This window comes from Saccharothrix isguenensis (assembly GCF_052936305.1).
The window spans coordinates 1,856,812-1,880,106 of sequence record NZ_CP193626.1 but is presented as its reverse complement, the minus strand read 5'-3'; the positions used below and the strand labels follow the sequence as shown (position 1 = coordinate 1,880,106).

The following is a 23,295-nucleotide window of genomic DNA, read 5'->3' as shown; positions in this document are numbered from 1 at the left end:
CGACGTCAGCGTGCCCGACGTCAGCGTGCCGAGATCGGACAGGCGTGCCCAGGCAGGCGTGCCCAGGTCACCGCGACGGGTCCAGCACCAGCTTGCCGGTGGTGCGGCGCGCCCGCAGGTCCTCGTGCGCCCGGCGCACCTCCGACAGCCCGTACTCGCCGCCCGGCACGGCGCGCAGCTCACCGGCCAGGACCAGGTCGAACAGCTCGCCCATGGCCCGGTGCACGACCCGACCCGGCAACCTGAACGCGTGCGGCAGCCACATGCCCGCGATGGCCGTCGAGTGCACCAGCAGCCGTCCGGGCTCGACCGGCGTCGGCTGCTCCCGGCTCGCCATCCCGTAGAACGCCAGCCGCCCGAACGGCGCCAGCGCCGCGATGCTCTGGTCGGTGACGGCGCCGCCGGTCATGTCCAGCACGACGTCGACCCGCCGCCCGCCGTTGGCCTCGCGCAGCACGTCGGTCATGTTCTCCGCCGTGGAGTCGACCGCGACGTCCGCGCCCAGGTCCAGCGCGAGCTCGCGCTTGTCCTCGGTGCTCGCGGTGGCGATGACGCGTCCCGCGCCCCACTTCTTGGCCAGCTGCACGGCCAGCGACCCGACCCCGCCCGCGGCGGCGTGCACGACGACGGTCTCCCCCGCCTCCAGGTGGGCGCTCTTGCGGAGCAGCAGCCACGCCGTCGCCCCCTGCACGACCATGCTCAACGCGGTGAGGTCGTCCACGCCTTCCGGCACGTCGAACGCTGTCGCCTCGGGCACCACGGCCTTCTCCGCGTAGCCGCCGAAGTTGGTCAGGCCGACCACGCGCCGCCCGCCCGCCGTGCCGACGACCTCGCCGCCGGGCACGAGCGGCAGCTCCATCTTCGACAGGTACGAGTTCTCAGCCTGGTGGGTGTCGGCGTAGTTGAGGCCCGCGCGGCTGACGTCGACGAGCAGCTCGCCGGGGCCTGCGACGGGGTCCGGGAGGTCGACCTCGGTGAGGACTTCCGGTCCGCCGAACTCGGTGATCTGGATGGCGCGCACGGCTGTCAGTGCTCCTTGGTGGTCTGCTCGTCGGTGATCAGGGGGTCGCGGCCGAGGGCGACGCGCTCGCCGGTGGCGGTGCGCGGGCCGGGAGGGTTCTTGAAGGTGAACGGCGCGCTGGGACGCCCGGCCTGCACGAACCAGCATTCACCCGGCTTGCCGTCCCGCAACACGGACACGAACGCGTCCACCACGTCGTCCACCTCCATCACCGGCATCCCGGCCGATTCCAAGGTCGACTTGAAGCCGGTGATGATGGCGGTGTCCGCGAAGGACGGGCACACGGCGTTGACGGTGATGCCGTCGGGCGCGAGCACGGGACCGAGGCCGCGGACGAGGCCGACGACGGCGGCCTTGTTCGCGCCGTACAGGGGGTCCATGGGCATCGCCATCAGACCGGCCATGCTGGCGGTGGCGACGATGTGCCCGCCGCCGCGCTCCTTCAACGCCGCCAGCGCCGCGTGGACGCCGTACACGACGCCGTCGAGGTTGATCCCCATGACCTTGCGGTACCGCTCGGGGTCGAAGTCGTCGCCGAGGCCGAACCCGGTGCCTATGCCCGCGTTCAGGACCGCGATGTCGAGCCCGCCGAACCGCTCCACGGCCGTCGCCACGGCTGCCTCGCTGTGCCCGGGATCGCGGACGTCGCAGTGGACGAACACGCCGCCCACCTCGTCGGCCACGGCTTCGCCCCGGACGTCGTCCACGTCGGCGACCACGACGGACGCGCCGCCGGCGGCCAGTCGGCGCGCGACTCCCGCGCCGATGCCGTTCGCGGCTCCGGTGACCAGTGCGACCTTGCCCGAGAACTCCACCGCGCCTCCTCTGGCTGACATTCCGACCAGTCGGTATGGTTCTCCTGACCAGCCCTGGCGTCAAGCCGGTGTCGCCGGTAGGTTACTAAGCGGTTGCTTAGGCCCCGCAGATCAAGGAGGATTGACCGTGGCCCAGACGGACGCACGGGTGGCCATCGTCACCGGTGCCGCACGCGGTATCGGCGCCGCCGTAGCCACGCGGCTCGCGCAGGACGGCCTGGCCGTCGCGCTGCTCGACCTCGACGAGGGCAGCTGCGCCGAGGCCGTGGAGAAGATCAAGGCGTCTGGTGGGACGGCCATCGCGGTGGGCGTGGACGTCAGCGACAGCGCGGCGGTCGACGCGGCGGTGCAGCGGGTCGCGGACGAACTCGGCGCGCCGACCGTGCTGGTCAACAACGCGGGCATCCTGCGGGACAACCTGCTGTTCAAGATGACCGACGACGACTGGGACGCGGTGATGAACGTCCACCTGCGCGGGTCGTTCCTGATGAGCCGGGCGGTGCAGAAGTTCCAGACGGTGGCCAAGTGGGGGCGCATCGTGAACCTGTCCAGCACGTCGGCGCTGGGCAACCGGGGTCAGGCGAACTACTCGGCCGCCAAGGCGGGGCTGCAGGGGTTCACCAAGACGCTGGCGATCGAGCTGGGCAAGTTCAACGTGACGGTGAACGCGATCGCGCCGGGGTTCATCGCGACCGACATGACCGCGGCGACGGCGGCCCGCGTGGGCGTCGACTTCGAGGACTTCAAGAAGGGCGCGGCGGCGGCGATCCCGGTGCAGCGCGTGGGCACGCCCGAGGACATCGCGCACACGGCGTCGTTCCTGGTGAGCGAGGGCGCCGGATTCGTGTCCGGTCAGGTCATTTACGTCGCCGGCGGACCGAAGGACTGAGATGCGGGTATTCGCGGACCTCGACGAGTTTGCGGCGGCCAAGGGCGAGCACCTCGGTCACGGCGGGTGGCACGAGATCACCCAGGCGGAGATCAACCTGTTCGCCGACGCCACGGGCGACCACCAGTGGATCCACGTGGACCTGGAGAAGGCCGCCGCCGGGCCGTTCGGCGCGCCGGTCGCGCACGGGTACCTGACCCTGTCGCTGATCCCGTTGCTGGTGCGGGACATCTACACGGTGCAGGGGCTGTCCATGGGCGTGAACTACGGGTTGAACAAGGTGCGGTTCCCGAGCCCGGTGGTCGTCGGGGCGCGGGTGCGGGCGGGCGCCGAGCTGGCGGAGATCACCGACGTGCCGCAGGGCAAGCAGGCGGTGGTGCGGGTGACCGTCGAGATCGAGGACAACCCGAAGCCCGCTTGTGTGGCGGAGACCGTGGTCCTGCTGGTCCCGGCCGCTTAGTTCGGCTCGCTGCGCAGGGGTCCCCGCCCAAGGGGACCCCTGCTTCTACCCTGCCACACGGCGCCGCCGGGATCGGGCGCGGCGAGGCGGGCTGTGGACAACAGCGAGTGCTGGGGACAACTCCGCAGGCTGGGAGGACTGCGGAGCTGGACACAACTGCCGATGCTGTGGAGAACTGCGCGGGCCGCGGACGATCGCGCGGCGGTCTGCCGTCAGGCCTCGCGGGCGACGCGTTCCAGGCGGGCGCGGTAGTCGTCCCACCACGACGCGTCGCTCGACGCCAGGTTGTCGTTGTCCGGGCGCAGTCCCGCCGCGCCGTCGATCAGCTCGCGGACGATGTCGGCGTGCCCCGCGTGCCGGTTGGTCTCCGCGATCATGTGGACCAGCACCAGGTGCAGCGTGACCGTCCGCCGCTCCTCCGGCCACCACGGGACGGCGCCCGTAGACTCCAGGTCGAGCGCGTCGATCGTCGCGTCCGCGTGCTCGCTCGCCCGCCGGTAGAGCCCGGTGATGTCCTCGCGCGACTCGTCGGCCGTGGCCCACATGTCCGCGTTGGGCTCGGCGTCCTCGCCCATCCACTCGAACCGCTCGCCGAACGGCCTGCCGAACGTGTCGCCGAAGTACCCGACCTCCATCGATGCCAGGTGCTTGACCAGGCCCAACAGGTTCGTGCCCGTCGGCGTCAACGGTCGGCGGACGTCGTACTCCGACAGCCCGTCCAGCTTCCACAGCAGCGCCTCGCGCACGGTGCGGAGGTAGCGGTGCAGGTCGGCCTTCACGAGGTGCCCTCCACGGGACGCAGGGACGCCAGGAACAGGTCGGCGAAGTGGCGGCCCACCTGCTTCGCCGACAACGGCCCCTCGGCGCTGTACCACTGGCCCAGGTGGTGGACGGTGCCGAAGAAGTAGTGCACGGTCAGGTCCGCGGGCACGTCGGCGCGGAACGCGCCCGCCGCCTGGCCCTCCTCCACCAGCGACCGGAACCGCTCGTGGTACCGGCGCCGTTCCGCGCGCATCTCCCGCACCTTGTCCTCCGCCAGGTGGTCCGCCGAGCGGAAGTACACCTTGGCCTGGTCGAAGTTCTCCACCGACGTCACCACGACGTCGACCGCCACCGCGTGCAGCCGCTCGGCGATCGGCGCCGAACCGGACGCGAACTCGTCCAGCCGCTCCGTCTGCATCCGCAGCAGGCTGCCGTAGATCTCGTGCAGCAGGTCGTCCTTGGACCCGAAGTAGTGGTACATGGCGCCCTTGGTGACGCCCGCCAGGTCCACGATCTCCTGCACCGCGACCCGGTCGAAGCCCTTGGCGGCGAACAACCGCGTCGCGGCGTCGATCAGCCGCTCCGGTACCGATGCCATGGGGCAAGCATCGCACGCCCCATCACCGGAACATCGCGATCGGCCGGATGACCAGCTGCTGGGTGTCGGCCTTCCACGCCTGAACCTTGCCGAGGCACCGCGCGTGGAACCCGCCCTCGGGCACGACGTCGTCGCGCAGCCCGGCGTTGTAGCACTCGACCCGCACCTGCGGTCCCGCCTCGGGGTCGTCGGGGTCGCCGAACAGCGCCAGGAACACCGTCGTGCCGTCGTCGTCGGACGCCACCCCGAACAGCCCTTGACCGACACGTCCGAGTCGATCCGCCTCGCTGAACGCGATCAGCCACGGCTCGGAGTGGTGGTGCGCGTCGGGTAGAGCACCACCCGCTCGTGGTCGACCGACCCGGTCCGCTCCTAGGTGTGGATCTGGCAGGCCAGGTACTGGCGCTCGTAGATGACGCCGACCGGCGCGAACGTGCGGCCGTCCGGGCTGAAGAACGTGCGGCCGATGCCCGACCCGAACTGGCCCCCGACCTCGAACAGCGGCTTGACCTCGGCCCCGACGGCCTTGGCCTCCTCCGTGGTCGGCGCCCGCCGGTCGTCGGCGGCGAACGCGACCAGCGCGAGGTAGGCGGCGCCGGAGTAGGCCCGGCACAGGTCCGGCGACTGGGCGATGATCTGCTTGGCGTTCGTCAGGCCACCGCCCTCGATGCCCTTCCAGGTCTTGTCCTGGAGGTCAGGTCGACGAACATCGCCATGTCGAAGGTGCAGTAGAGCCCGTCCCCCCTCCTGCGGTTCCGCCACGCCTTGCACTCGCCGATCAGCGCGATGCCCGCCGACACGCCGAACGGCAGCAGGAAGCGCTTGCGCCGGAACACCGACCTGGGCGGGTCGAGGATGACCAAGGCAGGCTCTTCGGTCGAACTCTTCGCGACCACGGAACTCCCCCGTGCGGGCGGCGATCTCCCCAGCCTCCAGGCTCGATCGCCGCACCGCGCCTCCGTGGGTCACAAGTCGGGGATCAGCTCCCGATGGTCGCGCCGCCGTCCACCACGAACGTCGCACCGGTGGTGTAGCCGCCCGCCGCCGAAGCGAGGAAGACCACGGCCGCCGCCAGCTCCTCCGGATCACCCACACGGCCCATCGGCAGCCGCGAGACGTGCGATTCGAGGTAGCCGTCGGGGTACTGGTCGGTCATCTCGGAGCCGAAGTAGCCGGGCGCGATCGCGTTGACCCGGATGCCCTTGCGCCCGGTCCACTGCTGCGCCAGGTCGCGGGTCAGCCCGAGCAGACCGGCCTTCGACGCGGAGTACGCGGCCTGCGGCAGGCCGCCGGAGATGATGCCGAGCACGCTCGACACGTTGATGATCGACCCCCCGCCGGCCATCACCGCCGCTGCCGCCTGCGCCATCCAGTACGCGCCGTTGAGGTTGACGTCCATGACGCCCAGGAACTGCTCGGGTGTCTCGCGGGACGCGGGCACCGCCGACGCCACGCCCGCGTTGTTCACCAGCACGCGCACCGGGCCGAACTCGGCGGCGGCACGGGCGACCTCGCGGCAGTCGTCCGGCTGCGCCACGTCCGCCTGCACGATCAGCGCGCGGCGGCCGGCGGCCTCGACCAGCTTCGCGGTGTCCTTGAGCCGGTCCACCCGCCGGGCCGCGAGCACGACGTCGGCGCCCGCCTCGGCCAGGCCCTTGGCGAACGCCACGCCCAGTCCCGAGGACGCGCCGGTGACGATCGCGACCTGCCCGTCCAGCCGGAACTTGTCCAGGATTCCCATTCAGCTCAACCTCTCCAGGATGATCGCCATGCCCTGACCGCCGCCGACGCACATCGTCTCCAGCCCGAACTGCGCGTCACGGGCGCGCATCCCGTTGATCAGGGTGGTCATGATGCGGGCGCCGGTGGAGCCGAACGGGTGGCCGAGCGCGATCGCGCCGCCGTGCACGTTCAGCTTGTCCATGTCGATGCCGAGCGCGCGCTGGCTGCCCAGCACCTGCACGGCGAACGCCTCGTTGATCTCGACCAGGTCGATGTCGTCGATGGTCATGTTCGCGTGCGCGAGCGCCTGTTTCGTGGCGTCGACCGGGCCGAGGCCCATGATCTCGGGTGACAGGCCGGACACGCCGGTGGACACGATGCGCGCCAACGGGGTCAGGCCCAGTTCCTTCGCCTTCGTGGCGCTCATGACGACCACGGCCGCCGCGCCGTCGTTGAGCGGGCAGCAGTTGCCGGGCGTGACCGTCCCCTGTGGATGGAACGATGGGTTGAGCGCCGCGACGGCGTCGTAGGTGACGCCCTTCCGGGGGCCGTCGTCGGTGGCGACGACGGTGCCGTCCGGGAGCGTCACCGGCGTGATCTCGCGGTCGAAGAAGCCGTCGGCGATGGCCTTCTCCGCCAGGTTGTGCGAGCGCACGCCGAACTCGTCCTGGTCACGGCGGCTGATGCCGAGCAGGGTGGCGACGTTCTCGGCGGTCTGGCCCATCGAGATGTAGTAGTCCGGCAGCTTGCCGTCGTCCCGCGGGTCGTGCCAGGGCTCGTTCGACTGGGCGGTGTGCTCGGTGCGCTCACGCGCCTCGTCGAACAGCGGGTTGAGGTGCGGGTCGCCGTGCCGGTAGCGCGAGACGCACTCCACGCCGCCGCTGATGAACGCGTGGCCCTCGCCGGCCTTGATGGCGTGGAACGCCATCCGCGTGGTCTGCACCGAGGAGGCGCAGAACCGGTTGACGGTGGTGCCGGGCAGGCCGTCCAGTCCGAGTTGGACGGCGACCCGGCGGGCCACGTTCTGGCCGTGCTCGTCCTGCGGCTCGGCGCAGCCCATGTGCAGGTCGGTGATGTCCTCGCGGTGCAGCTCGGGGACCTGGTCCAGCGCGGCGCCGACGATCTGCGCGGCCAGGTCGTCCGGGCGCAGGTCGACCAGCGAGCCCTTGCGGGCCCGGCCGATCGGGGAACGCGAGGTGGCGACGATGACAGCCTCGGGCATGGCGGTTCTCCTGGGGCTAGAGGCCGAGGTCGCGGCCGATGAGTTCCTTCATGATCTCGTTGGAGCCGGCCCAGATCCGGGTCACCCGGGCGTCCATCCAGGCGCGCGCCACGCGGTACTCGGTCATGTAGCCGTAGCCGCCGTGCAGCTGCACGCACGCGTCGATGACGTCGTTCTGCACGTCCGCGCTCCACCACTTGGCCTTGGCCGCGTCCACGGCGGTCAGCTCGCGCCGGGTGTGGGCGTCGGTGCACTGGTCCAGGAACGCCTGCGTCACGTCGATCTTGGTGACCAGCTCGGCGAGGGTGAACTTGTTGTGCTGGAACGAGCCGATGGCCTGGCCGAACGCCTTGCGCTCCTTCGCGTAGGCGATCGTCTCCAGCAGGATCTGCTTGGCGTGCGCGAGGTTGGAGATCGCGCCGCCGAGGCGTTCCTGGGGCAGGCGCTCCATCATGTAGATGAAGCCCTGGTCGACCTCGCCGATGACGTTCTCCTGCGGGAGGCGCACGTCCTCGAAGAACAGCTCGGCGGTGTCGGACTCGGGCTGGCCGACCTTGTCCAGCTTGCGACCGCGCTCGAAGCCCTTCATGCCGGTCTCGACGGCGAACAGGGTGATGCCCCTGGCCTTCTTCTCCGGGCTGGTGCGGGCGGCGACGACGATCATGTCGGCGGAGAAGCCGTTGGTGATGAACGTCTTGGAGCCGTTGAGCACCCAGTCGGAGCCCCGCTTGACGGCGTTGCTCTTGAGCGCCGCGAGGTCGGAGCCGCCGGACGGTTCGGTCATGCCGATGCCGGTCGTCATCTCGCCCGCGCAGAACCGGGGCAGCCAGCGCTGCTTCTGCTCCTCGGTGCACAGGTCGACCAGGTAGGGGGCGACGACGTCACCGTGGATGCCCAGGCAGGAGGCCATGCCGGCGCTGACCTTGGACAGCTCCTCGCCGAGCACGGCGTTGAACCGGTAGTCGTTCGCCCCGCTGCCGCCGTACTCCTCGGGGACCTCCAAGCCGAGCAGGCCCTGCTCGCCGGCCTCCAGCCACACGTCCCGGTCGATGTGGCGCTGCTGGACGAACTTCTCGTAGTCCGGCTTGAGGGTGCGGGCACAGAACTCCCGCGCGGTCTCGCGGAACGCTTCGTGGTCGGGTTCGAACAGCGTGCGGCGCACTCTCGCATCCTCCATACTAAGCGGTTGCTTAGGCGTAAGCGTGCGCTTAGCCTGCGGTATCGTTCGGGCCCGTGTCAAGGAGAGGTGCATGACGTCGACCCGTGATGAGTTCGCGCTCCTGGACGAGACGTGGTCCTCGGTCACGCCACCGGCCGCCCGGCGGATGCTGATCGCCGCCGCCGCCGCGTTCTCCGTGCGGGGGTACCACGCGACGACCACCCGTGACATCGCGGCGAAGGCCGGCATGTCGCCCGCCGCCGTGTACATCCACTACCGGTCCAAAGAGGAGCTGCTGTTCCAGATCTCCCGGGTCGGGCACGCGACGTCGCTGTCGGTGCTGACGGCGGTGCCGGAGACGGATCCCGTGGTCCGGCTGGCGTCCGCGGTTCGGGCGTTCGCGTCGTGGCACGCCGAGTTCCACACGACGGCGCGGGTCGTCCAGTACGAGCTGAGCGCGTTGACGCCGGAGCACCTGGCGGAGGTGGTCGTGCTGCGCCGCCGGATCGAGGCGGCGGTGCGGGACATGATCTCGGCCGGTGTCGACGCCGGTGCGTTCGACGTTCCCGACGTGCGCGGCGCGACGCTGGCCGTGCTGTCGCTGTGCATCGACGTGGCCCGCTGGTACCAGCCCGCCGGCCGTCGCACCCCCGCCGAGATCGGCGACCTCTACGCCGACCTCGTCCTCCGCATGCTCGGCGCCCCCCGCGAGTCCCACGCCCAGAACGCGTGAGTCCTACGTCCGGAACGCGTGAGCCGAACGCAGGACTCGCGTAGGACGGGGCAGGGCCTCCCGGAACGTTCCGGGAGGCCCTGCTGGTCCGGTCCGGGGCTAGCGGACGGATTTCTTGCCGTAGAAGCCTGCGACGAGGCTGACGCCGATGGCGGCGAGGATCACCTGCACGATGATCTCGATCCAGTCGATGCCGGGCGTGTCCTCCACGCCGAGAGCCCGGGCGAGGAACGTGCCCAGGAACGCCGCCACGATGCCGACGATGATCGTCAGCCAGATGGGAATGGCCTGCTTGCCCGGCGCGACGAGCTTGCCCAGCAAACCGATGATGAGGCCGACGATCAGAGCGCTGATCACACCGCCGATGCCCACTATGCCTCCTGCGGGTTGGTCGCCTTCGAAGAAGTCCCCGACCTCGTCGAGGGCCTCGACCATCATCATCCCACCGAAAACGCGGGCCGCAGCACCAGCGACCACCCCGCCGGCACCGGTTCCCCCGCCATGGTGACCTCAGCGGTGCCCGCCGTGACCGCCGTTCGACCCGTATCCCCCGGAAGATCGCCTGCCGGACACCTGGTCCATCCACTGGTGCAGCAGCGCGGCCCAGTCCGTGCGGATCACCTCATCGTGGGACATGGCGAAGTGTCCGAACGAGTCGCCGCCCGCTCGGAACAGACCGCCGCGCCGGTCCACCTCCAGCACCACGTACAGCCGCTGCGGGTCGGTCACGAAGGTCAGCTCCAGCTGGCTGATCTTGCTCAGGAACTGGCCCGGCGGCAGGAACTCGATCTCCTGGTAGAACGGCAGCTGCTGCGGCACGCCGTGGATGCGCCCGGACTCGTTGTCCGCCCGCTGGAACCGGAACCCGAGCGCGCCGAACGCGTTCAGCACGTGCTCCTGCGACGGCAGCGGGTGCACGGCCAGGTGGTCGAGGTCGCCGGGGTCGACCGCGCCGCGCACCTCCAGCTCCGTGCGCAGACCCATCGTCATGCCGCGCAGCGGCTGCCCGTGCACCACGGTCACCGGCGTCTCCAGCGGCATCGGGAACTGGAACGGCAGCACGAGGTTCTGCCCGGCCGCCACGGTGACCCGCTGCGCCACGACGATCCGCGCGAACTCGACGTTGCGGTTGTGCTCGCTGTCACCGCTCTCGACCTCGACCCGCGTGACCAGGGACAGCTTGACCTGGTCGATCTCGACCTGGTGGTCACCGCCCGCGACGCGGACCTCACCGGTCACCAGCTCACCCGGCCTGACGTTGGGGTTGGCCAGCACCGTGTCGACCGACGGACCACCTACTCCGAACGCACGCAACATCCTCTTGAAAACCACGGTGGGCGCCTCCTGGCCTGCTTTTCCGTCCCGCACTCGAGCCGATTGTCCCAAGGACGCCCCGGCACCGGCATCGGTTCCCTCTGGACGAACGCCAAGCGCAGGTGTCACTATGCGGCCGCGGTCACATACTAAGCGGTCGCTCAGGAGGTCGAAGTGCCCACGCTGCTCGTTGCCAACCGGGGAGAGATCGCCGTCCGAGTGCTCCGCGCCGCCGCGGACCTCGGCTGGCGCACCGTCGCCCTGGTCACCGACTCCGACGACGCCCACGGCCGGTTCGCCGACCGCGCGGTCCGCCTGCACGGCTCCTACCTGGACGCGGACGCGGTGATCGCCGCCGCCGAGGGGTGCGACCTGGTCCACCCCGGCTACGGGTTCCTGGCCGAGAACGCCGGGTTCGCCCAGCGGTGCGCCGAGGCCGGGCTGACGTTCGTCGGCCCACCGCCCGAGGTGCTGGAACTGCTCGGCGACAAGAGCCGGGCCCGCGCGCTGGCCACCGAGGTCGGCGTGCCGGTGCTCGCGGGCGCCCAGGACGAGTTCGAGGACTTCTTCCGCGCGCACGGCGCCGTGGTGGTGAAGGCCGTCGCGGGCGGCGGCGGCAAGGGCGTGCGGGTGGTGCGACGGCTCGCGGACCTCCAGGCCGCCGTCGCGCGGTGCCGGGCCGAGGCGCTGGCCGCGTTCGGCGACGACACCGTGTTCGTGGAGGAGCTGCTCGAACCGGCGCGGCACGTCGAGGTGCAACTGGTCGGCACGACGGTGCTCGGCGACCGCGACTGCTCGTTGCAGGTCCGGCACCAGAAGCTGGTCGAGATCGCGCCCGCACCGGACCTCTCCCCCGACCTGCGCGCCGCGCTGCATGAGGCGGCGGCGACGATCGCGCGCGCCGTCCGGTACACCGGGCTGGGCACGGTCGAGTTCCTGGTCGCGCCGGACGGCCGGTTCGCGTTCCTGGAGGCCAACCCCCGGCTCCAGGTCGAGCACACGGTCACCGAGCAGGTCACCGGGCTGGACCTGGTCCGGGCGCAACTGCTGCTGGCGACCGAGGTCGAGCCCGACCTGGCCCACACGCCACGCGGCAGCGCGATGCAGCTTCGGGTCGGCCTCACCTCGACGGGACGGCTGTCGGCGTTCGTGCCGCCGTCCGGTCCGGGCGTCCGGGTCGACACGCACGCGTCCGTCGGCTACCGGGCGGGCCTCGACTTCGACCCGTTGTTGGCGAAGGTCATCGTGCACGCCGACGACCTGGACACCGCGCTGCGCCGTGCCCGCCGTGCGCTGGACGAGTTCACCGTGGACGGCGCGAAGACGAACATCGGCTTCCTGCGCGGCCTGCTGGACCACCCGGACGTCCTGAAAGGACACACCGGTCTGGTGGACTCGCTGCCCCGCGAGGACACCGGAGCGCGCTCGCCCGTGCAGGGGACGGTCGTGGCGATCGAGTCCGGCGCGGTCGTCGTGGAAGCGATGAAGATGCAGCACGTCGTGGCGATCGGCGACGCGCGGGTGCTGGTCGAGGTCGGCGACACGGTCGCGGAAGGCGCGTTGCTGGCCGAGGGCGTGGACGTCGCGGTCGAGGAGAAGGCCGTCGAGTTCGACCTGGACGACGTGCGGCCGGACCTGGCGGAAACGTTGGCGCGGCACGACTTCTCCCGCCCGGAGGCGGAGGCGAAGCGGCACTCGCGGGGTCGGCGGACGGTCCGCGAGAACATCGACGACCTGTGCACGGAGTTCGTGGAGTACGGCGGTCTCACCATCGCCGCGCAACGCCGGCGGCGGTCGTTGGACGAGCTGGTCGAGCGCACGCCGGCGGACGGGCTGGTCGCGGGCGTCGGCAAGGTGAACGGCGGCCAGGTCGTCGCGATGTCCTACGACTACACCGTGCTCGCGGGCACGCAGGGGTTGCGCAACCACGCCAAGAAGGACCGGATGTTCGCGCTGGCCGAGCAGCGGCGGCTGCCCGTGGTGCTGTTCGCGGAGGGCGGCGGCGGTCGGCCGGGCGACACGGATCACGGCGGCGTCAGCGGGCTGGACTGCATGGCGTTCCACCTGTTCGCGAAGCTGTCCGGGCTGGTGCCGCTGGTCGGCATCGCGTCCGGCCGGTGCTTCGCCGGGAACGCGGTGCTGCTGGGCACGTGCGACGTGGTGATCGCGACCCGTGACGCGACGATCGGCATGGGCGGCCCGGCGATGATCGAGGGCGGCGGGCTCGGGGTGTTCCGGCCGGAGGAGATCGGTCCGGTCGACGTGCAGTCGCCCAACGGCGTGATCGACGTGCTGGTGTCGGACGAGGCCGAGGCCGTCGAGGTCGCCAAGAAGTACCTCTCGTACTTCCAAGGCACCCCCGACGAGAGGCGGGCGGACAACTGGGAGTGCCCCGACCAGCGGCTGCTGCGGCACCTCGTGCCGGAGAACCGGGTCCGCGCGTACGACGTGCGGACCGTCGTGGAGACGGTCGCGGACGCCGGGTCGGTGCTGGAGCTTCGGCGCGAGTTCGGCCGCGGCATGGTCACCGCGCTGGTCCGCGTCGAGGGCAGGCCGCTCGGGCTGATCGCGAACGACCCGGCTCACCGGGGCGGCGCGATCGACGCCGACTCGGCGGACAAGGCGGCGCGGTTCCTCCAGCTGTGCGACGCGTTCGACCTGCCCGTGGTGTCGCTGTGCGACACGCCGGGGTTCATGGTCGGGCCGGACGCCGAGCGCACCGCCACCGTGCGGCACCTGACCCGGATGCTCGTGACCGGCGCGAACCTCGACGTGCCGTTCGGGTTCGTGGCGCTGCGCAAGGCGTACGGGCTGGGCGCGCAGGCGATGGCGGCGGGCAGCTTGAAGGTGCCGCTGTTCGCCGTGTCGTGGCCCAGCGGCGAGTTCGGCCCGATGGGCCTCGAAGGCGCGGTGCGGCTCGGGTACCGGCGCGAGCTGGACGCCATCGACGACCCGGAGCAGCGCAAGGAGATGTTCGAGGCGATGGTCTCGGCCGCCTACGAGCACGGCAAGGCGCTCAACGTGGCGTCCGCGTTCGAGATCGACGACGTGATCGACCCGGCGGACACCCGGCGCTGGATCACCACCCTGCTCACCGGTCCGGACCACGCCCCAGTCAGGACCGGCAAGAAACGCCCGTTCGTGGACACCTGGTGAAAGGGAATCCTCATGGTCACGACCGCTCCCCCCGAGCGGCGCACGCTGCGCAAGCTCATGGCCGCCGGCCTGGTCGGGTCGTCGCTTGAGTGGTACGACTTCTTCATCTACGCCACTGCCGCGGCGCTGGTGTTCCCGAAGCTGTTCTTCCCCGACGCGTCACCGCTGATCGGGTTGCTGCTCTCGTTCAGCACGTTCTGGGCCGGGTTCATCGCGCGGCCGGTCGGCGGGCTGGTGTTCGGGCACGTCGGCGACAAGTTCGGCCGCAAGCCCGCGCTGGTGGCGTGCCTCGGGATGATGGCCGCCGCGACGTTCCTGATCGGACTCCTGCCGACCAGCGCAACCCTGGGTGTGCTGGCGCCGGTGCTGCTGGTGCTGCTGCGGTTCGTGCAGGGCATCGCGGTGGGCGGGCAGTGGGGTGGCGTCGTGCTGCTGCTGACCGAGACCGCGGGGCCGGGGAAGCGGGGGTTCGCCGGGACGTTCGGGCAGGCCGGTGTGCCGCTGGGCGTGATCCTGGGCAACGTGGCGTTCCTCGTCGTGGGCGCGACGGTGCCGCCGGCCGACTTCGCCGCGTGGGGGTGGCGGGTGCCGTTCCTGGCAAGCGCGCTGCTGTTCCCGGTGGTGCTGTTCATCCAGCTGAAGGTGGAGGACAGCCCGGTGTTCCGGGAGATCAAGGAACGCCGTTCGGCGGCTCCCGAGGTGCCGCCCGCGCCGTTGCGCGAGGTGCTGCGGACGCACCGGCGGCAGGTGCTGCTCGGCGCGGGGCTGATGTTCGCGTCCAACGCGATCTTCTACGTGAGCATCGCGGGCGTGCTCGACTACGCGACCCGTGAGCTGGGGTTGGCGCGGAACTCGGTGCTCATCGTGACGCTGGTGTCGTCGCTGATCAGCGTGCCGGTGATCCTGCTGGCCGGGCGGTGGTCGGACCGGCACGGCAGGCGTCCGCTGATCGTGGTGGGCGCGGTGGGGCTGATCGCCTGGGCGTTCCCCTACTTCTGGCTGATCGACACGGCGTCGCTGGGGCTGATCTTCGTGGCGCTGGCGGTGGGCGGCGTGGCGTCGAGCCTGGTCTACGGGCCGGTGGCGGCGTACCTGGCGGAGCTGTTCGAGCCGCACGTGCGGTACTCGGGGGCGTCGCTGGCGTACCAGTTGGCGTCGATCCTGGTCAGCGGTGGCACCCCGTTCATCATGACGGCGCTGCTCGTCGCGACCGGCACGTCGGCGTCCGTGTCGGCCTTCTTGCTGGTCATGGGCGTGGTGACGCTGGCATCGGTGCTCGGCCTGCGGGAGACGCACCGACCCTGACCGGAACCTCACGGAGGAAGGGGTATCTCCAGCAGGTGACCCCTTCCTCCGCGGAAGACTCCCGACCGACGACGAGGTGACGATGAGTAGCGACGCCGTGCGTGGGCTTCGACCCGGAGTGAACTGTCAAACGGGTGACGTGCGGAACGTTGCGCGCTTGCCGTACGTTGCCGTGCCGTGACCACTCTCCTGGGACGCTTCAAGCAGCGGCTGCGTCGGTTCGCGCAGAAGCCGGGCTCCGCCGACCTCACGCCCTACCGGAAGCTGCTCGACGAGGTCAACGAGCAGGCCGAACGCGTGAAGAAGCTCAGTGACGAGGAGTTGACCGCCGCTGCGGCCGGGCTGCGCGGCAAGGAGGACTTCGGCCGTCCGGAGCTGGTCGAGGTGTGCGCGCTCGGACGTGAGGCCGCGGAGCGCGCGCTCGGCCTGCGCCCGTTCGACGTGCAGGTCCTCGGCGCCCTCGGTCTCCTGGAGGGTCACGTGGTCGAGATGGCCACCGGTGAGGGCAAGACCCTCTCCGGCGCCATCGCCGCCGCCGGTTTCGCGCTGCGCGGCGACCAGGTGCACGTGGTCTCGGTGAACGACTACCTCGCCCAGCGCGACGCCGAGTGGATGGGACCGCTCTACCGGCTCCTCGGCGTGAGCGTCGGCTGGCTCGACCAGAGCTCCAAGCCCGACGAGCGCCGCGCCGCCTACCAGGCTGAAGTCACCTACGCGTCGGTCTCCGAGATCGGGTTCGACGTGCTGCGCGACCGGCTGGCCACCGACGTCGACGACCGCATCGTGCCCAGGCCGCGCGTCGCCCTGGTGGACGAGGCCGACTCGGTCCTGGTGGACGAGGCGCGCGTGCCGCTGGTCCTGGCGGGCTCCACGGCGGGCCCGGCGGTCGACCCGGCGCTGGCCGACCTGGTCAAGCGGCTGCGCCGCGACCTGCACTTCGAGATCGACGACGAAGAGCGCAACGTCTACCTCACCGGCGCGGGCAGCGAGCTGGTCGAGCGCCAGCTCGGCGGCATCGACCTGTACTCCGACGAGCACGTCTCCACCACGCTGAGCAAGGTCAACGTGGCCCTGCACGCGCAGGTCCTGCTCCACCGGGACGTGGACTACATCGTCCGCGACGGCAAGGTGCACCTGATCAACGACACGCGCGGCCGGATCGCGAAGCTCCAGCGCTGGCCCGACGGCCTCCAGGCGGCGGTCGAGGCGAAGGAGAACGTGGCGACCACGGACGCGGGCGAGGTGCTGGACTCGATCACCGTCCAGGCGCTGCTCAGCCGCTACCCGTCGGTGTGCGGCATGACGGGCACGGCGGTGGCCGTCGCCGAGCAGCTGCGCGACTTCTACAAGCTGGAAGTGCTGGTCATCCCGCCGAACGTGAAGACGATCCGGGAGGACGAGGCTCCCCGCCTCTACACGACGCTGGAGCAGAAGGAAGCCGCGATCGTCGCCGAGATCAAGGAGGTGCACGAGACCGGCCGCCCGATCCTCGTCGGCACCCTCGACGTGGCGGAGTCCGAGCGGCTGTCCCGCAAGCTCGCCGACGCCGGTCTGGACTGCGTCGTGCTGAACGCGAAGAACGACGCCGAAGAGGCCTCGATCATCGCCGACGCGGGCTCGTACCAGCGGGTCACCGTGTCCACCCAGATGGCGGGCCGCGGCACGGACATCCGGCTCGGCGGGCACGACTCGACCGACCACGAGCGCATCTCCGAGCTCGGCGGCCTCTACGTGATCGGCACCGGCCGGCACTCCAGCAGCCGGCTGGACGACCAGCTGCGCGGTCGCGCGGGCCGCCAGGGCGACCCGGGCGGCTCGGTGTTCTTCTCCTCGCTGCAGGACGAGCTGGTCACGCAGTACGTGCCGGACCACGACGAGCCGACAGAGGTGGACGAGGACGGCCGCATCACCGACGTGGGCACGCTGCACACCGTGGAGCACGCGCAGCGCGTCGCCGAGGGCGTGCAGCTGGAGATCCACCGCAACACCTGGCGGTACAACAAGCTGATCGAGCACCAGCGCCAGCTGCTGCTCGAGTTCCGGGACGAGCTGCTCACCACGGACGCCGCGTGGCGGGAGCTGTCCAAGCGGAACCCGGACAAGACGCTCGACCTGAAGGACCTGGACGAGGACGTCAAGGTGAAGGCGGCGCGGCTGATCACGCTGCACCACCTGGACCAGCGGTGGAGCGACCACCTGACGTTCCTCACGGACCTGCGCGAGGGCATCCACCTGCGGGCGCTGGCGCGGCAGAACCCGCTGGACGAGTTCCACCGGGAGGCCATCCCGGCCTACCACAAGGTCATCCCGGACGCGTGGGACGAGGCGGAGGAGACCTTCGCCAAGGTGGAGATCGACGCCGACGGCGCCCACCTGGCCGAGGCGGGCGTGCAGCGGCCGAACACCACCTGGACCTACCTGGTCAACGACAACCCGTTCTCGTCCGGTCTGGAGGAGACGTTCAAGGGGTTGGTGAAGCTCGTCCGGCGTCGCTAGCGGCACAAGGCGTCGCCGGCGGCACAAGCGGCCGTGCGGGCTGGGTGCAGGCCCAGCCCGCGGCGGCCGTCAGTGGGCGGGCGCGGACACCTTCTTGCCCTCGACCGGCTCCGCCTGCCGAGGCAGGGTGGCCGGTCTCGGCATCCGCTGCGCCACCGCCTGCTCGGTGAGCGCGCGGATCTCCGCCAGGATGTCCAGGTGTTGCTGGGACGGTGGCGGACCGACGAGGTTCGAATGGTCGAACGCCGTGCGTTCGGCCTTGTGGGCGAGGTTCTGAATGCGCCGGATCAGGTCCCACTCCTGGTCTGTGCGCGTCGAGCGCCGTTGCTCAGTCACCCCGGAAGCAGACACCTCACGCCGGGTGAACGTAAATCACCTGGCAGTGCGAACTTCGCTGCGTCAACTGAGCTACCCCGGCCGGTGTCGTCAAAACGCACCGATCGGGCTACTGCAGCCTCCACCGCTGGGCGAGATGCCATGCCGCACAGACATTGACGTCCAGCACATACGCGGTCGCGGCGCCGCACTGGTGCGCCGCGGTGCCCGGATCCACCGGTTGGCCATGACCCATTCCGGTGACGGTGTGGGTTTCGACCACTGGTGACCCGCTGCTGTTGCGGTACACCGCATGGGGGTAACCCGCAACGGTGTCGGTGACATCAGCGGTGGCGTCCGCTCCGTGCACGTCGGTCCACTGCTCGACGATCTCCCGCTGGTTGGCCACCGCGACGGTGTGGTCCGCGGTGCCGTGCCACACGGTCATGGTCGGCCAGGGGCCGCGGTGGGTCGTCGCCGCGCGCACCTTGTCGCCCCACTGCCGGGCGGTCAGGTCCTTGCCCGGGTTCATGCAGCCGAACGCGTCCATCACGCCGGTGGCGCAGCCGAACGGCAGCCCGGCCACCACCCCGCCACCGGTGAACACCTCCGGGTACGTGGCCAGCAGCACGGACGTCATCGCGCCGCCCGCCGACAAGCCGGTCGCGTAGCCGGCGGACGTGCCGAAGTCGGCCTTCATCCGCGCCACCATCGACGCGATCGACGCGACCTCGCCCCAACCTCGGGTCGTGTCCACGGCCTGGAACCAGTTGAAGCACTTGTTGTAGTTGTTGGTGCTCTGCTGCTGCGGCAGCACGACGGCGAACCGGAGCCGTTCGGCCAGCGACACCCAGCCGCTGGACGTGCCGTAGCGTGCGTCCTGGGTGCAGCCGTGCAGCACGACCACCAGCGGTCGGCCGGCGGGCAGGCCGTCCGGCACGTAGCGGAACATCTTCAGGTTCCCGGGGTTCGACCCGAACGCCGGGACTTCGGTGACGCTCGCGGCGTCGGCCTGCGGCGCGATCAGCAGGGTCGTCGACAGCAGGGTCGCGGACAGCAGGGCGATCAGTGTGAGTACGCGCATGCGGACCTCCTTGTCCGCTTCTCGACCGTAGAAGTGCTCCGGGGGCGGCACGATGGCTCGCCGCACCACATCGGCCCCGTTCGGCATGGCGACCGGACCCATTACGCGGTCGGGTGGAGCGACTTACCGTGCCATGGGTGAACATCGCCGTTCCGCTGATCGCAGCGCTCCTCGCGACGACGGCGCAGGCCGTTCCCGCGTCCGCTCAAGGATGTGGACCCCTGCGCGTTCCCGGTGCCGAGCACCAGGAACTGACCCACCTCGCCGACCTCTCCACCGCGGGTGGGCGCACCGATCCCGCCGACTGGGCCGGGCTCACGCCGGCCGGCCTGCCCGCGCCGACCCCCGTGTCCGGGACGCAGGTGGACGGCTACTTCCCCGACACGTCCACCGGCAACACCAACCACGGCTGGGCGCACGACTCGCAGTTCGTGATCCGGCTGCCGGAGCGCTGGAACGGGGGCCTCGTCGTGGCCGGCTCCCCCGGCGTCCGGGAGCAGTACGCCAACGACCGCGCCATCAGCGATTTCGTGCTGGCGCGCGGGTACGCGTTCGCGTCCACCGACAAGGGCAACACCGGTGCGGCGTTCCACCAGGACGGCAAGCGGCCCGGTGACGCGATCGTCGAGTGGAACCACCGGGTGACGCAGCTGACCCGGGCGGCGAAGGTCGTGGTGGCGCAGCGGTACTGCCGGCCGCCGTCACGCACCCTGGCCACCGGCATCTCCAACGGCGGCTACCTGGTGCGGTGGCAGCTGGAGAACCACCCCGAGCTGTACGACGGCGGGGTGGACTGGGAGGGCACCCTGTGGTCCGCGCGCGGCCCGAACCTGCTGACGTTCCTGCCGCCCGTGTTGACCGGGTACCCGGCGGGCGACAAGGCGGCGATGGCGGCGGCCGGGTTCCCCGCCGAGTCGGAGTTCCTGTGGGCGTTCCACCACCAGTACTACTGGGACCTCACCCAGCGGATCTACCGCGAGGAGCTGGACCCGACGTGGGACGGTGACGCGGTGGCGGGCACGCCGTTCTGCGCGCCCGGCACGCCGTCGTGCGACGCGGACTACGACTACGCCTCACGGCCCCAGGCGCAGCGGGCGGTGTCGCGGATCGCGCTGACCGGGCGGATCGGCCGGCCGCTGCTCACGCTGCACGGCACGTTGGACGTGCTGCTGCCGATCTCGCAGGACTCCGACGTGTACGCGGACATGGTGCGGTCGGCGGGGCGCGGGGCGCTGTTCCGCTACTACCGGATCGAGGGCGGGACGCACGTGGACTCGCTGTTCGACGCGTTCCCGGACCGGCTGCGGCCGTTGACGCCGTGCCACCGGTCGGCGTTCACGGCCCTGGAGGGCTGGCTGTCCTCCGGCACCCGGCCGCCCGCGTCCACGACGGTGCCGCGCCCGGCCACGGTGAACGCCACGGAGTGCGCGCTGTCCTGAGTCCTCCCGCCGCTCGGCGTGCTCCGGTGCGACCGAGCGGCGGGACGTTCTCAGTCGTCAGAGTGACAGGTACCGGCTCAGGACCTCGGCCTCCGCGCGGAGCCGCACGGCGAGGTCGGTGCGGCCGAGCCGGTCGTACTCGTCCGCGGCGACCCCGCGTTCCCTGATCTCGTTCTCGACGATCGACCGCAGGTCGGCCTCGGTGAGGTGGCGGCGTTCCGCTTCCGCCGCACCGAGGCCGCTCGCCGCTCCCGCGAAGTGCTCGCTCCCCTCGACCGCGTCCGACTGGTGGCCGGCGGGGACGGCCTCGGCGTTCTCGATCGCCGCCAAGGCGGAGCGGAGGGCGGCGACGGCGATGGCGTCCCGGCACTTGAGAGCCGCTTTCAGGTCGCCACGCAGGTTGGCGCGCATGTGTCTTCCGATCCGGTCGGGGGACGATAGCAATATGACTGTATTGTAACCGGGTGCCGAGAGTTGCCGATCATGACCAGCGCCGCGCTCAGATCGCCCGCGCGTTCCAGCGCCTGCTCGCCGCGGACGGGTTCGCCGCCGTCTCGTTCTCCCGGGTGGCGGCCGAGGCGGGGATCTCGGTCGGGCTCATCCAGCACTACTTCGCGGGCAAGGACGTGCTGCTCCACTTCGCCTACGAAGACGCCTCGCGGCGGCTGAGCGAGCGGGTGGGTGTGCGGGTCCGCGATGGCGAGGCGGCTCGTCTGCCGATCGCGGAGGTGCTGCTCGACAGCCTGGTCGAGCTGCTACCGCTCGACCAGGAGCGGGACGTCGAGTACCGCGTCCGGCAGGGTTTGCAGGCACAGGCGCTGCACCACGCCGGGCTGGCCGAGGTCGCCCGGCGGGCGGGCCGCGACATCCTCGGCTACGTCTCGGCGGCCGTCGAGAACGGCATCGAACGCGGTGAGGTCGAGCCCGGAGTGGACGCCGTGCTCGCCGCCCGCACGATCCTCGCGACCGTGCAGGGCCTGGCCGATCAGGTCGCGCTCTCGGGCGTGGACGCGTTCCCGGCGCGGGACGTGCTCCGGCCGGTCATCGCCGTGGTGTTCGGCGGCTCGCGATGACCGGGTTCGCGACCGTGCGGCTGAGCAGCGGCGCCATCCGGGGCCACCGGTTCGACGGGCACCTCTCGTTCCGCGGGATCCCGTACGCCGCACCACCGGTCGGCGAGCGGCGATGGCGTCCGCCCGCGCCGGTCGAGCCCTGGTCCGGGGTCCGGGACGCGACCGCGCCCGGGAACCCCGCACCGCAGCCGGCCCAGTCGTTCACGGACGTCACCGCCGTCGACGAGGACTGCCTGACGCTGGACGTCACCGTGCCGGCGACCCCGGGCGCCAAGCGCCCGGTCCTGGTGTGGCTGCACGGCGGCGGCGGGACGAACGGGTCCACCGCCCACGACTCCCGGCGGCTCGCCGTCACCGGTGACGTCGTCGTCGTGGCGCCGCACTTCCGGCTCGGCGTGTTCGGGTGCTTCGGCTACCCGGGCCTCGCCGAGGGAGGCACGTTCGGTTTGCTGGACCAGCAGGCCGCGCTGCGGTGGGTGCGGCGGGAGATCGCGCGGTTCGGCGGCGATCCGGCGAACGTGACGCTGGTCGGGGTGTCGTACGGGGCGCTCATGATCGCGGCGCACCTGGTGTCGCCCACGTCGGCCGGGCTGTTCCACCGCGCGGTCCTGCAGAGCGCGTTCGCGGTCGTGGGCTCGACGCCGGCGCACACGCTGATCCCCGGTGTCCCGGCGCTCCCGCCGAGGTGGCTGCCGGCGGCCGAGCTTGACCGGCTCGGCGCGGCCACCGCCGCCGAGCACGGCTGGGTCACGCCGGGCAGCGATGCCGAGTCGGCGCTCGCGCAGCTCCGGCGCGTCCCGGCGCCGGACCTGCTCCAGGCGTCGGCCGCCTTCATCCGGCCGGCGTTCGGTGGCCCCACCCTGCCCGAGTCACCCGAGGAGGCGTTGCCCGCCGGGCGCTTCCACCGGGTGCCGCTGGTGCTGGGCGCGACGCGGGACGAGGCGCGGTTCTTCGTCGGGCTCTTCGCGGACCTCGCCGGCAACCCCGTCACCGCCGAGAGCTACCCCCGGCTGCTCGCCGAGGCGTTCGGAGGAGCGGCGGACGACGTCGCCGCGCACTACCCGCTCGACCGCTTCCCGACACCGGGCCTCGCCTGGGCGCAGGTCTGCACGGACCGGGCCTGGGCGCGACCGACCTGGGAACTGGGCCAGACCCTCGCCGCGCGCACCGACACCTGGTTCTACGAGTTCGCCGACCGGGGCGCCCCGCCGATCTCGCCCGGGTTCCCGGCCGGCGCGGTGCACGCCAGTGAGCTGGTGTACCAGTTCGACTTCCCCGGCGGCCCGTCGCTGTCGCCGGCGCAGCGGGAGCTCGCGGACGCGATGAACCGGTACTGGGCGGCCTTCGCCACCCACGGCGACCCGGCCTGCGCCGACCTGCCGGCGTGGCCCGCCTTCGGCACCGGCCACGTCCAGTCCCTGGCGCCCGGACGGATCGAGGGCACGGACTACCAGGCCGATCACCGCTTCGACTTCTGGGCGCGGATGCCCTGAGCCACACTGTGGGACGTGGAGCCCCATCACGGCCGGGTGGAGACCGAGTGGGTCATGAACTGGTCGATCTCCGTGCCGCTGAACGCGCACGGCACGATCTCGTTCACCGGCCGACGACCGGGCCTTCCTCTACTGGGACAGTCCCTTCACCCTCCGGCTGGGCGATGGCGAGCCCGAGTCGGCGCGCACCATGTTCACCCGCACGCCTGCTCAAGCGGCCACATGCGCTCCCCACACCG

General features: G+C 71.3%; 23 protein-coding genes. 9 read left to right on the top strand and 14 right to left on the bottom strand.

Annotated elements, in window-relative coordinates; translation table 11 throughout:
- Positions 1-67 precede the first annotated feature (67 nt).
- On the bottom strand, positions 68-1,021 hold the full coding sequence (locus ACRAKI_RS09125) for a quinone oxidoreductase family protein (RefSeq protein ID WP_447006617.1): 954 nt from the start codon (positions 1,019-1,021) through the stop codon (positions 68-70).
- Positions 1,022-1,026: 5 nt separating this feature from the next.
- On the bottom strand, positions 1,027-1,857 hold the full coding sequence (locus ACRAKI_RS09120) for an SDR family NAD(P)-dependent oxidoreductase (RefSeq protein WP_447006616.1): 831 nt from the start codon (positions 1,855-1,857) through the stop codon (positions 1,027-1,029).
- Positions 1,858-1,963: 106 nt separating this feature from the next.
- Here ACRAKI_RS09120 and fabG point away from each other — a divergent pair, with 106 nt between their 5' ends.
- Together fabG and ACRAKI_RS09110 are read left to right on the top strand one after the other, a co-directional pair.
- The gene (fabG, locus tag ACRAKI_RS09115) at positions 1,964-2,725 is read left to right on the top strand and encodes a 3-oxoacyl-ACP reductase FabG (protein WP_447006615.1); all 762 of its coding nucleotides are present in this window, start codon (positions 1,964-1,966) and stop codon (positions 2,723-2,725) included.
- Between the two features lies 1 nt (position 2,726).
- Positions 2,727-3,185, top strand: coding sequence for a MaoC family dehydratase (locus ACRAKI_RS09110; protein WP_447006614.1), 459 nt, complete (start codon positions 2,727-2,729; stop codon positions 3,183-3,185).
- Positions 3,186-3,397: 212 nt separating this feature from the next.
- Here ACRAKI_RS09110 and ACRAKI_RS09105 read toward each other — a convergent pair whose 3' ends face one another.
- From ACRAKI_RS09105 to ACRAKI_RS09075, 7 genes are all read right to left on the bottom strand, one after another.
- Positions 3,398-3,964 (bottom strand): DinB family protein, encoded by a 567-nt coding sequence (locus ACRAKI_RS09105; protein ID WP_447006613.1) that lies wholly within the window; start codon positions 3,962-3,964, stop codon positions 3,398-3,400.
- Positions 3,961-4,545: a TetR/AcrR family transcriptional regulator gene (locus ACRAKI_RS09100; protein WP_447006612.1), complete on the bottom strand. Its 585-nt coding sequence runs from the start codon at positions 4,543-4,545 to the stop codon at positions 3,961-3,963. The genes ACRAKI_RS09105 and ACRAKI_RS09100 overlap by 4 nt, the downstream gene beginning before the upstream one ends.
- 22 nt (positions 4,546-4,567) lie before the next feature.
- Entirely contained in the window at positions 4,568-4,789 is a 222-nt protein-coding gene (locus tag ACRAKI_RS09095; protein WP_447006611.1) for a hypothetical protein, read from the bottom strand.
- Between the two features lie 128 nt (positions 4,790-4,917).
- A complete protein-coding gene (locus tag ACRAKI_RS09090; RefSeq protein WP_447006610.1) occupies positions 4,918-5,307 on the bottom strand; it encodes a hypothetical protein in 390 nt (129 codons plus the stop codon).
- A 217-nt stretch (positions 5,308-5,524) separates the two neighbouring features.
- Complete coding sequence (locus ACRAKI_RS09085) at positions 5,525-6,286, bottom strand: SDR family NAD(P)-dependent oxidoreductase (RefSeq protein WP_447006609.1); 762 nt, start codon at positions 6,284-6,286, stop codon at positions 5,525-5,527.
- Positions 6,287-7,489, bottom strand: a complete 1,203-nt coding sequence (locus ACRAKI_RS09080; protein ID WP_447006608.1) for an acetyl-CoA C-acetyltransferase — start codon at positions 7,487-7,489, stop codon at positions 6,287-6,289.
- A gap of 16 nt (positions 7,490-7,505) precedes the next feature.
- Positions 7,506-8,651 (bottom strand): acyl-CoA dehydrogenase family protein, encoded by a 1,146-nt coding sequence (locus ACRAKI_RS09075; RefSeq protein ID WP_447006607.1) that lies wholly within the window; start codon positions 8,649-8,651, stop codon positions 7,506-7,508.
- An 88-nt stretch (positions 8,652-8,739) separates the two neighbouring features.
- Between ACRAKI_RS09075 and ACRAKI_RS09070 the strand changes: the two genes are divergently transcribed.
- Positions 8,740-9,381 (top strand): TetR/AcrR family transcriptional regulator, encoded by a 642-nt coding sequence (locus tag ACRAKI_RS09070; protein ID WP_447006606.1) that lies wholly within the window; start codon positions 8,740-8,742, stop codon positions 9,379-9,381.
- A 99-nt stretch (positions 9,382-9,480) separates the two neighbouring features.
- Here the strand turns inward: ACRAKI_RS09070 and ACRAKI_RS09065 are convergent, their stop codons facing one another.
- On the bottom strand, positions 9,481-9,753 hold the full coding sequence (locus tag ACRAKI_RS09065) for a GlsB/YeaQ/YmgE family stress response membrane protein (protein ID WP_447008367.1): 273 nt from the start codon (positions 9,751-9,753) through the stop codon (positions 9,481-9,483).
- A 138-nt stretch (positions 9,754-9,891) separates the two neighbouring features.
- Positions 9,892-10,698, bottom strand: a complete 807-nt coding sequence (locus tag ACRAKI_RS09060; protein WP_447006605.1) for a sporulation protein — start codon at positions 10,696-10,698, stop codon at positions 9,892-9,894.
- Between the two features lie 171 nt (positions 10,699-10,869).
- Here ACRAKI_RS09060 and ACRAKI_RS09055 point away from each other — a divergent pair, with 171 nt between their 5' ends.
- The 3 genes from ACRAKI_RS09055 to secA2 all read left to right on the top strand — a co-directional run bounded on the left by ACRAKI_RS09055 (position 10,870) and on the right by secA2 (position 17,652).
- The gene (locus tag ACRAKI_RS09055; protein WP_447006604.1) at positions 10,870-13,851 is read left to right on the top strand and encodes a carboxyl transferase domain-containing protein; all 2,982 of its coding nucleotides are present in this window, start codon (positions 10,870-10,872) and stop codon (positions 13,849-13,851) included.
- 12 nt (positions 13,852-13,863) lie between these two features.
- On the top strand, positions 13,864-15,156 hold the full coding sequence (locus ACRAKI_RS09050) for an MFS transporter (RefSeq protein ID WP_447006603.1): 1,293 nt from the start codon (positions 13,864-13,866) through the stop codon (positions 15,154-15,156).
- A gap of 177 nt (positions 15,157-15,333) precedes the next feature.
- Positions 15,334-17,652, top strand: a complete 2,319-nt coding sequence (gene secA2 / locus ACRAKI_RS09045; RefSeq protein ID WP_447006602.1) for an accessory Sec system translocase SecA2 — start codon at positions 15,334-15,336, stop codon at positions 17,650-17,652.
- A gap of 69 nt (positions 17,653-17,721) precedes the next feature.
- Here secA2 and ACRAKI_RS09040 read toward each other — a convergent pair whose 3' ends face one another.
- Together ACRAKI_RS09040 and ACRAKI_RS09035 are read right to left on the bottom strand one after the other, a co-directional pair.
- The gene (locus ACRAKI_RS09040; protein WP_447006601.1) at positions 17,722-17,988 is read right to left on the bottom strand and encodes a hypothetical protein; all 267 of its coding nucleotides are present in this window, start codon (positions 17,986-17,988) and stop codon (positions 17,722-17,724) included.
- Positions 17,989-18,097: 109 nt separating this feature from the next.
- The gene (locus tag ACRAKI_RS09035; protein ID WP_447006600.1) at positions 18,098-19,051 is read right to left on the bottom strand and encodes an extracellular catalytic domain type 1 short-chain-length polyhydroxyalkanoate depolymerase; all 954 of its coding nucleotides are present in this window, start codon (positions 19,049-19,051) and stop codon (positions 18,098-18,100) included.
- A gap of 137 nt (positions 19,052-19,188) precedes the next feature.
- On the opposite strand from ACRAKI_RS09035, the gene ACRAKI_RS09030 reads away from it, so the two are divergent.
- Positions 19,189-20,490 (top strand): tannase/feruloyl esterase family alpha/beta hydrolase, encoded by a 1,302-nt coding sequence (locus ACRAKI_RS09030; protein ID WP_447006599.1) that lies wholly within the window; start codon positions 19,189-19,191, stop codon positions 20,488-20,490.
- Positions 20,491-20,547: 57 nt separating this feature from the next.
- Here the strand turns inward: ACRAKI_RS09030 and ACRAKI_RS09025 are convergent, their stop codons facing one another.
- Positions 20,548-20,901, bottom strand: coding sequence for a GatB/YqeY domain-containing protein (locus ACRAKI_RS09025; protein WP_447006598.1), 354 nt, complete (start codon positions 20,899-20,901; stop codon positions 20,548-20,550).
- A 53-nt stretch (positions 20,902-20,954) separates the two neighbouring features.
- Between ACRAKI_RS09025 and ACRAKI_RS09020 the strand changes: the two genes are divergently transcribed.
- The gene (locus ACRAKI_RS09020; RefSeq protein ID WP_447006597.1) at positions 20,955-21,563 is read left to right on the top strand and encodes a TetR/AcrR family transcriptional regulator; all 609 of its coding nucleotides are present in this window, start codon (positions 20,955-20,957) and stop codon (positions 21,561-21,563) included.
- On the top strand, positions 21,560-23,056 hold the full coding sequence (locus ACRAKI_RS09015; protein ID WP_447006596.1) for a carboxylesterase/lipase family protein: 1,497 nt from the start codon (positions 21,560-21,562) through the stop codon (positions 23,054-23,056). Before ACRAKI_RS09020 ends, ACRAKI_RS09015 begins: the two co-directional genes overlap by 4 nt.
- Positions 23,057-23,295: the final 239 nt, after the last annotated feature.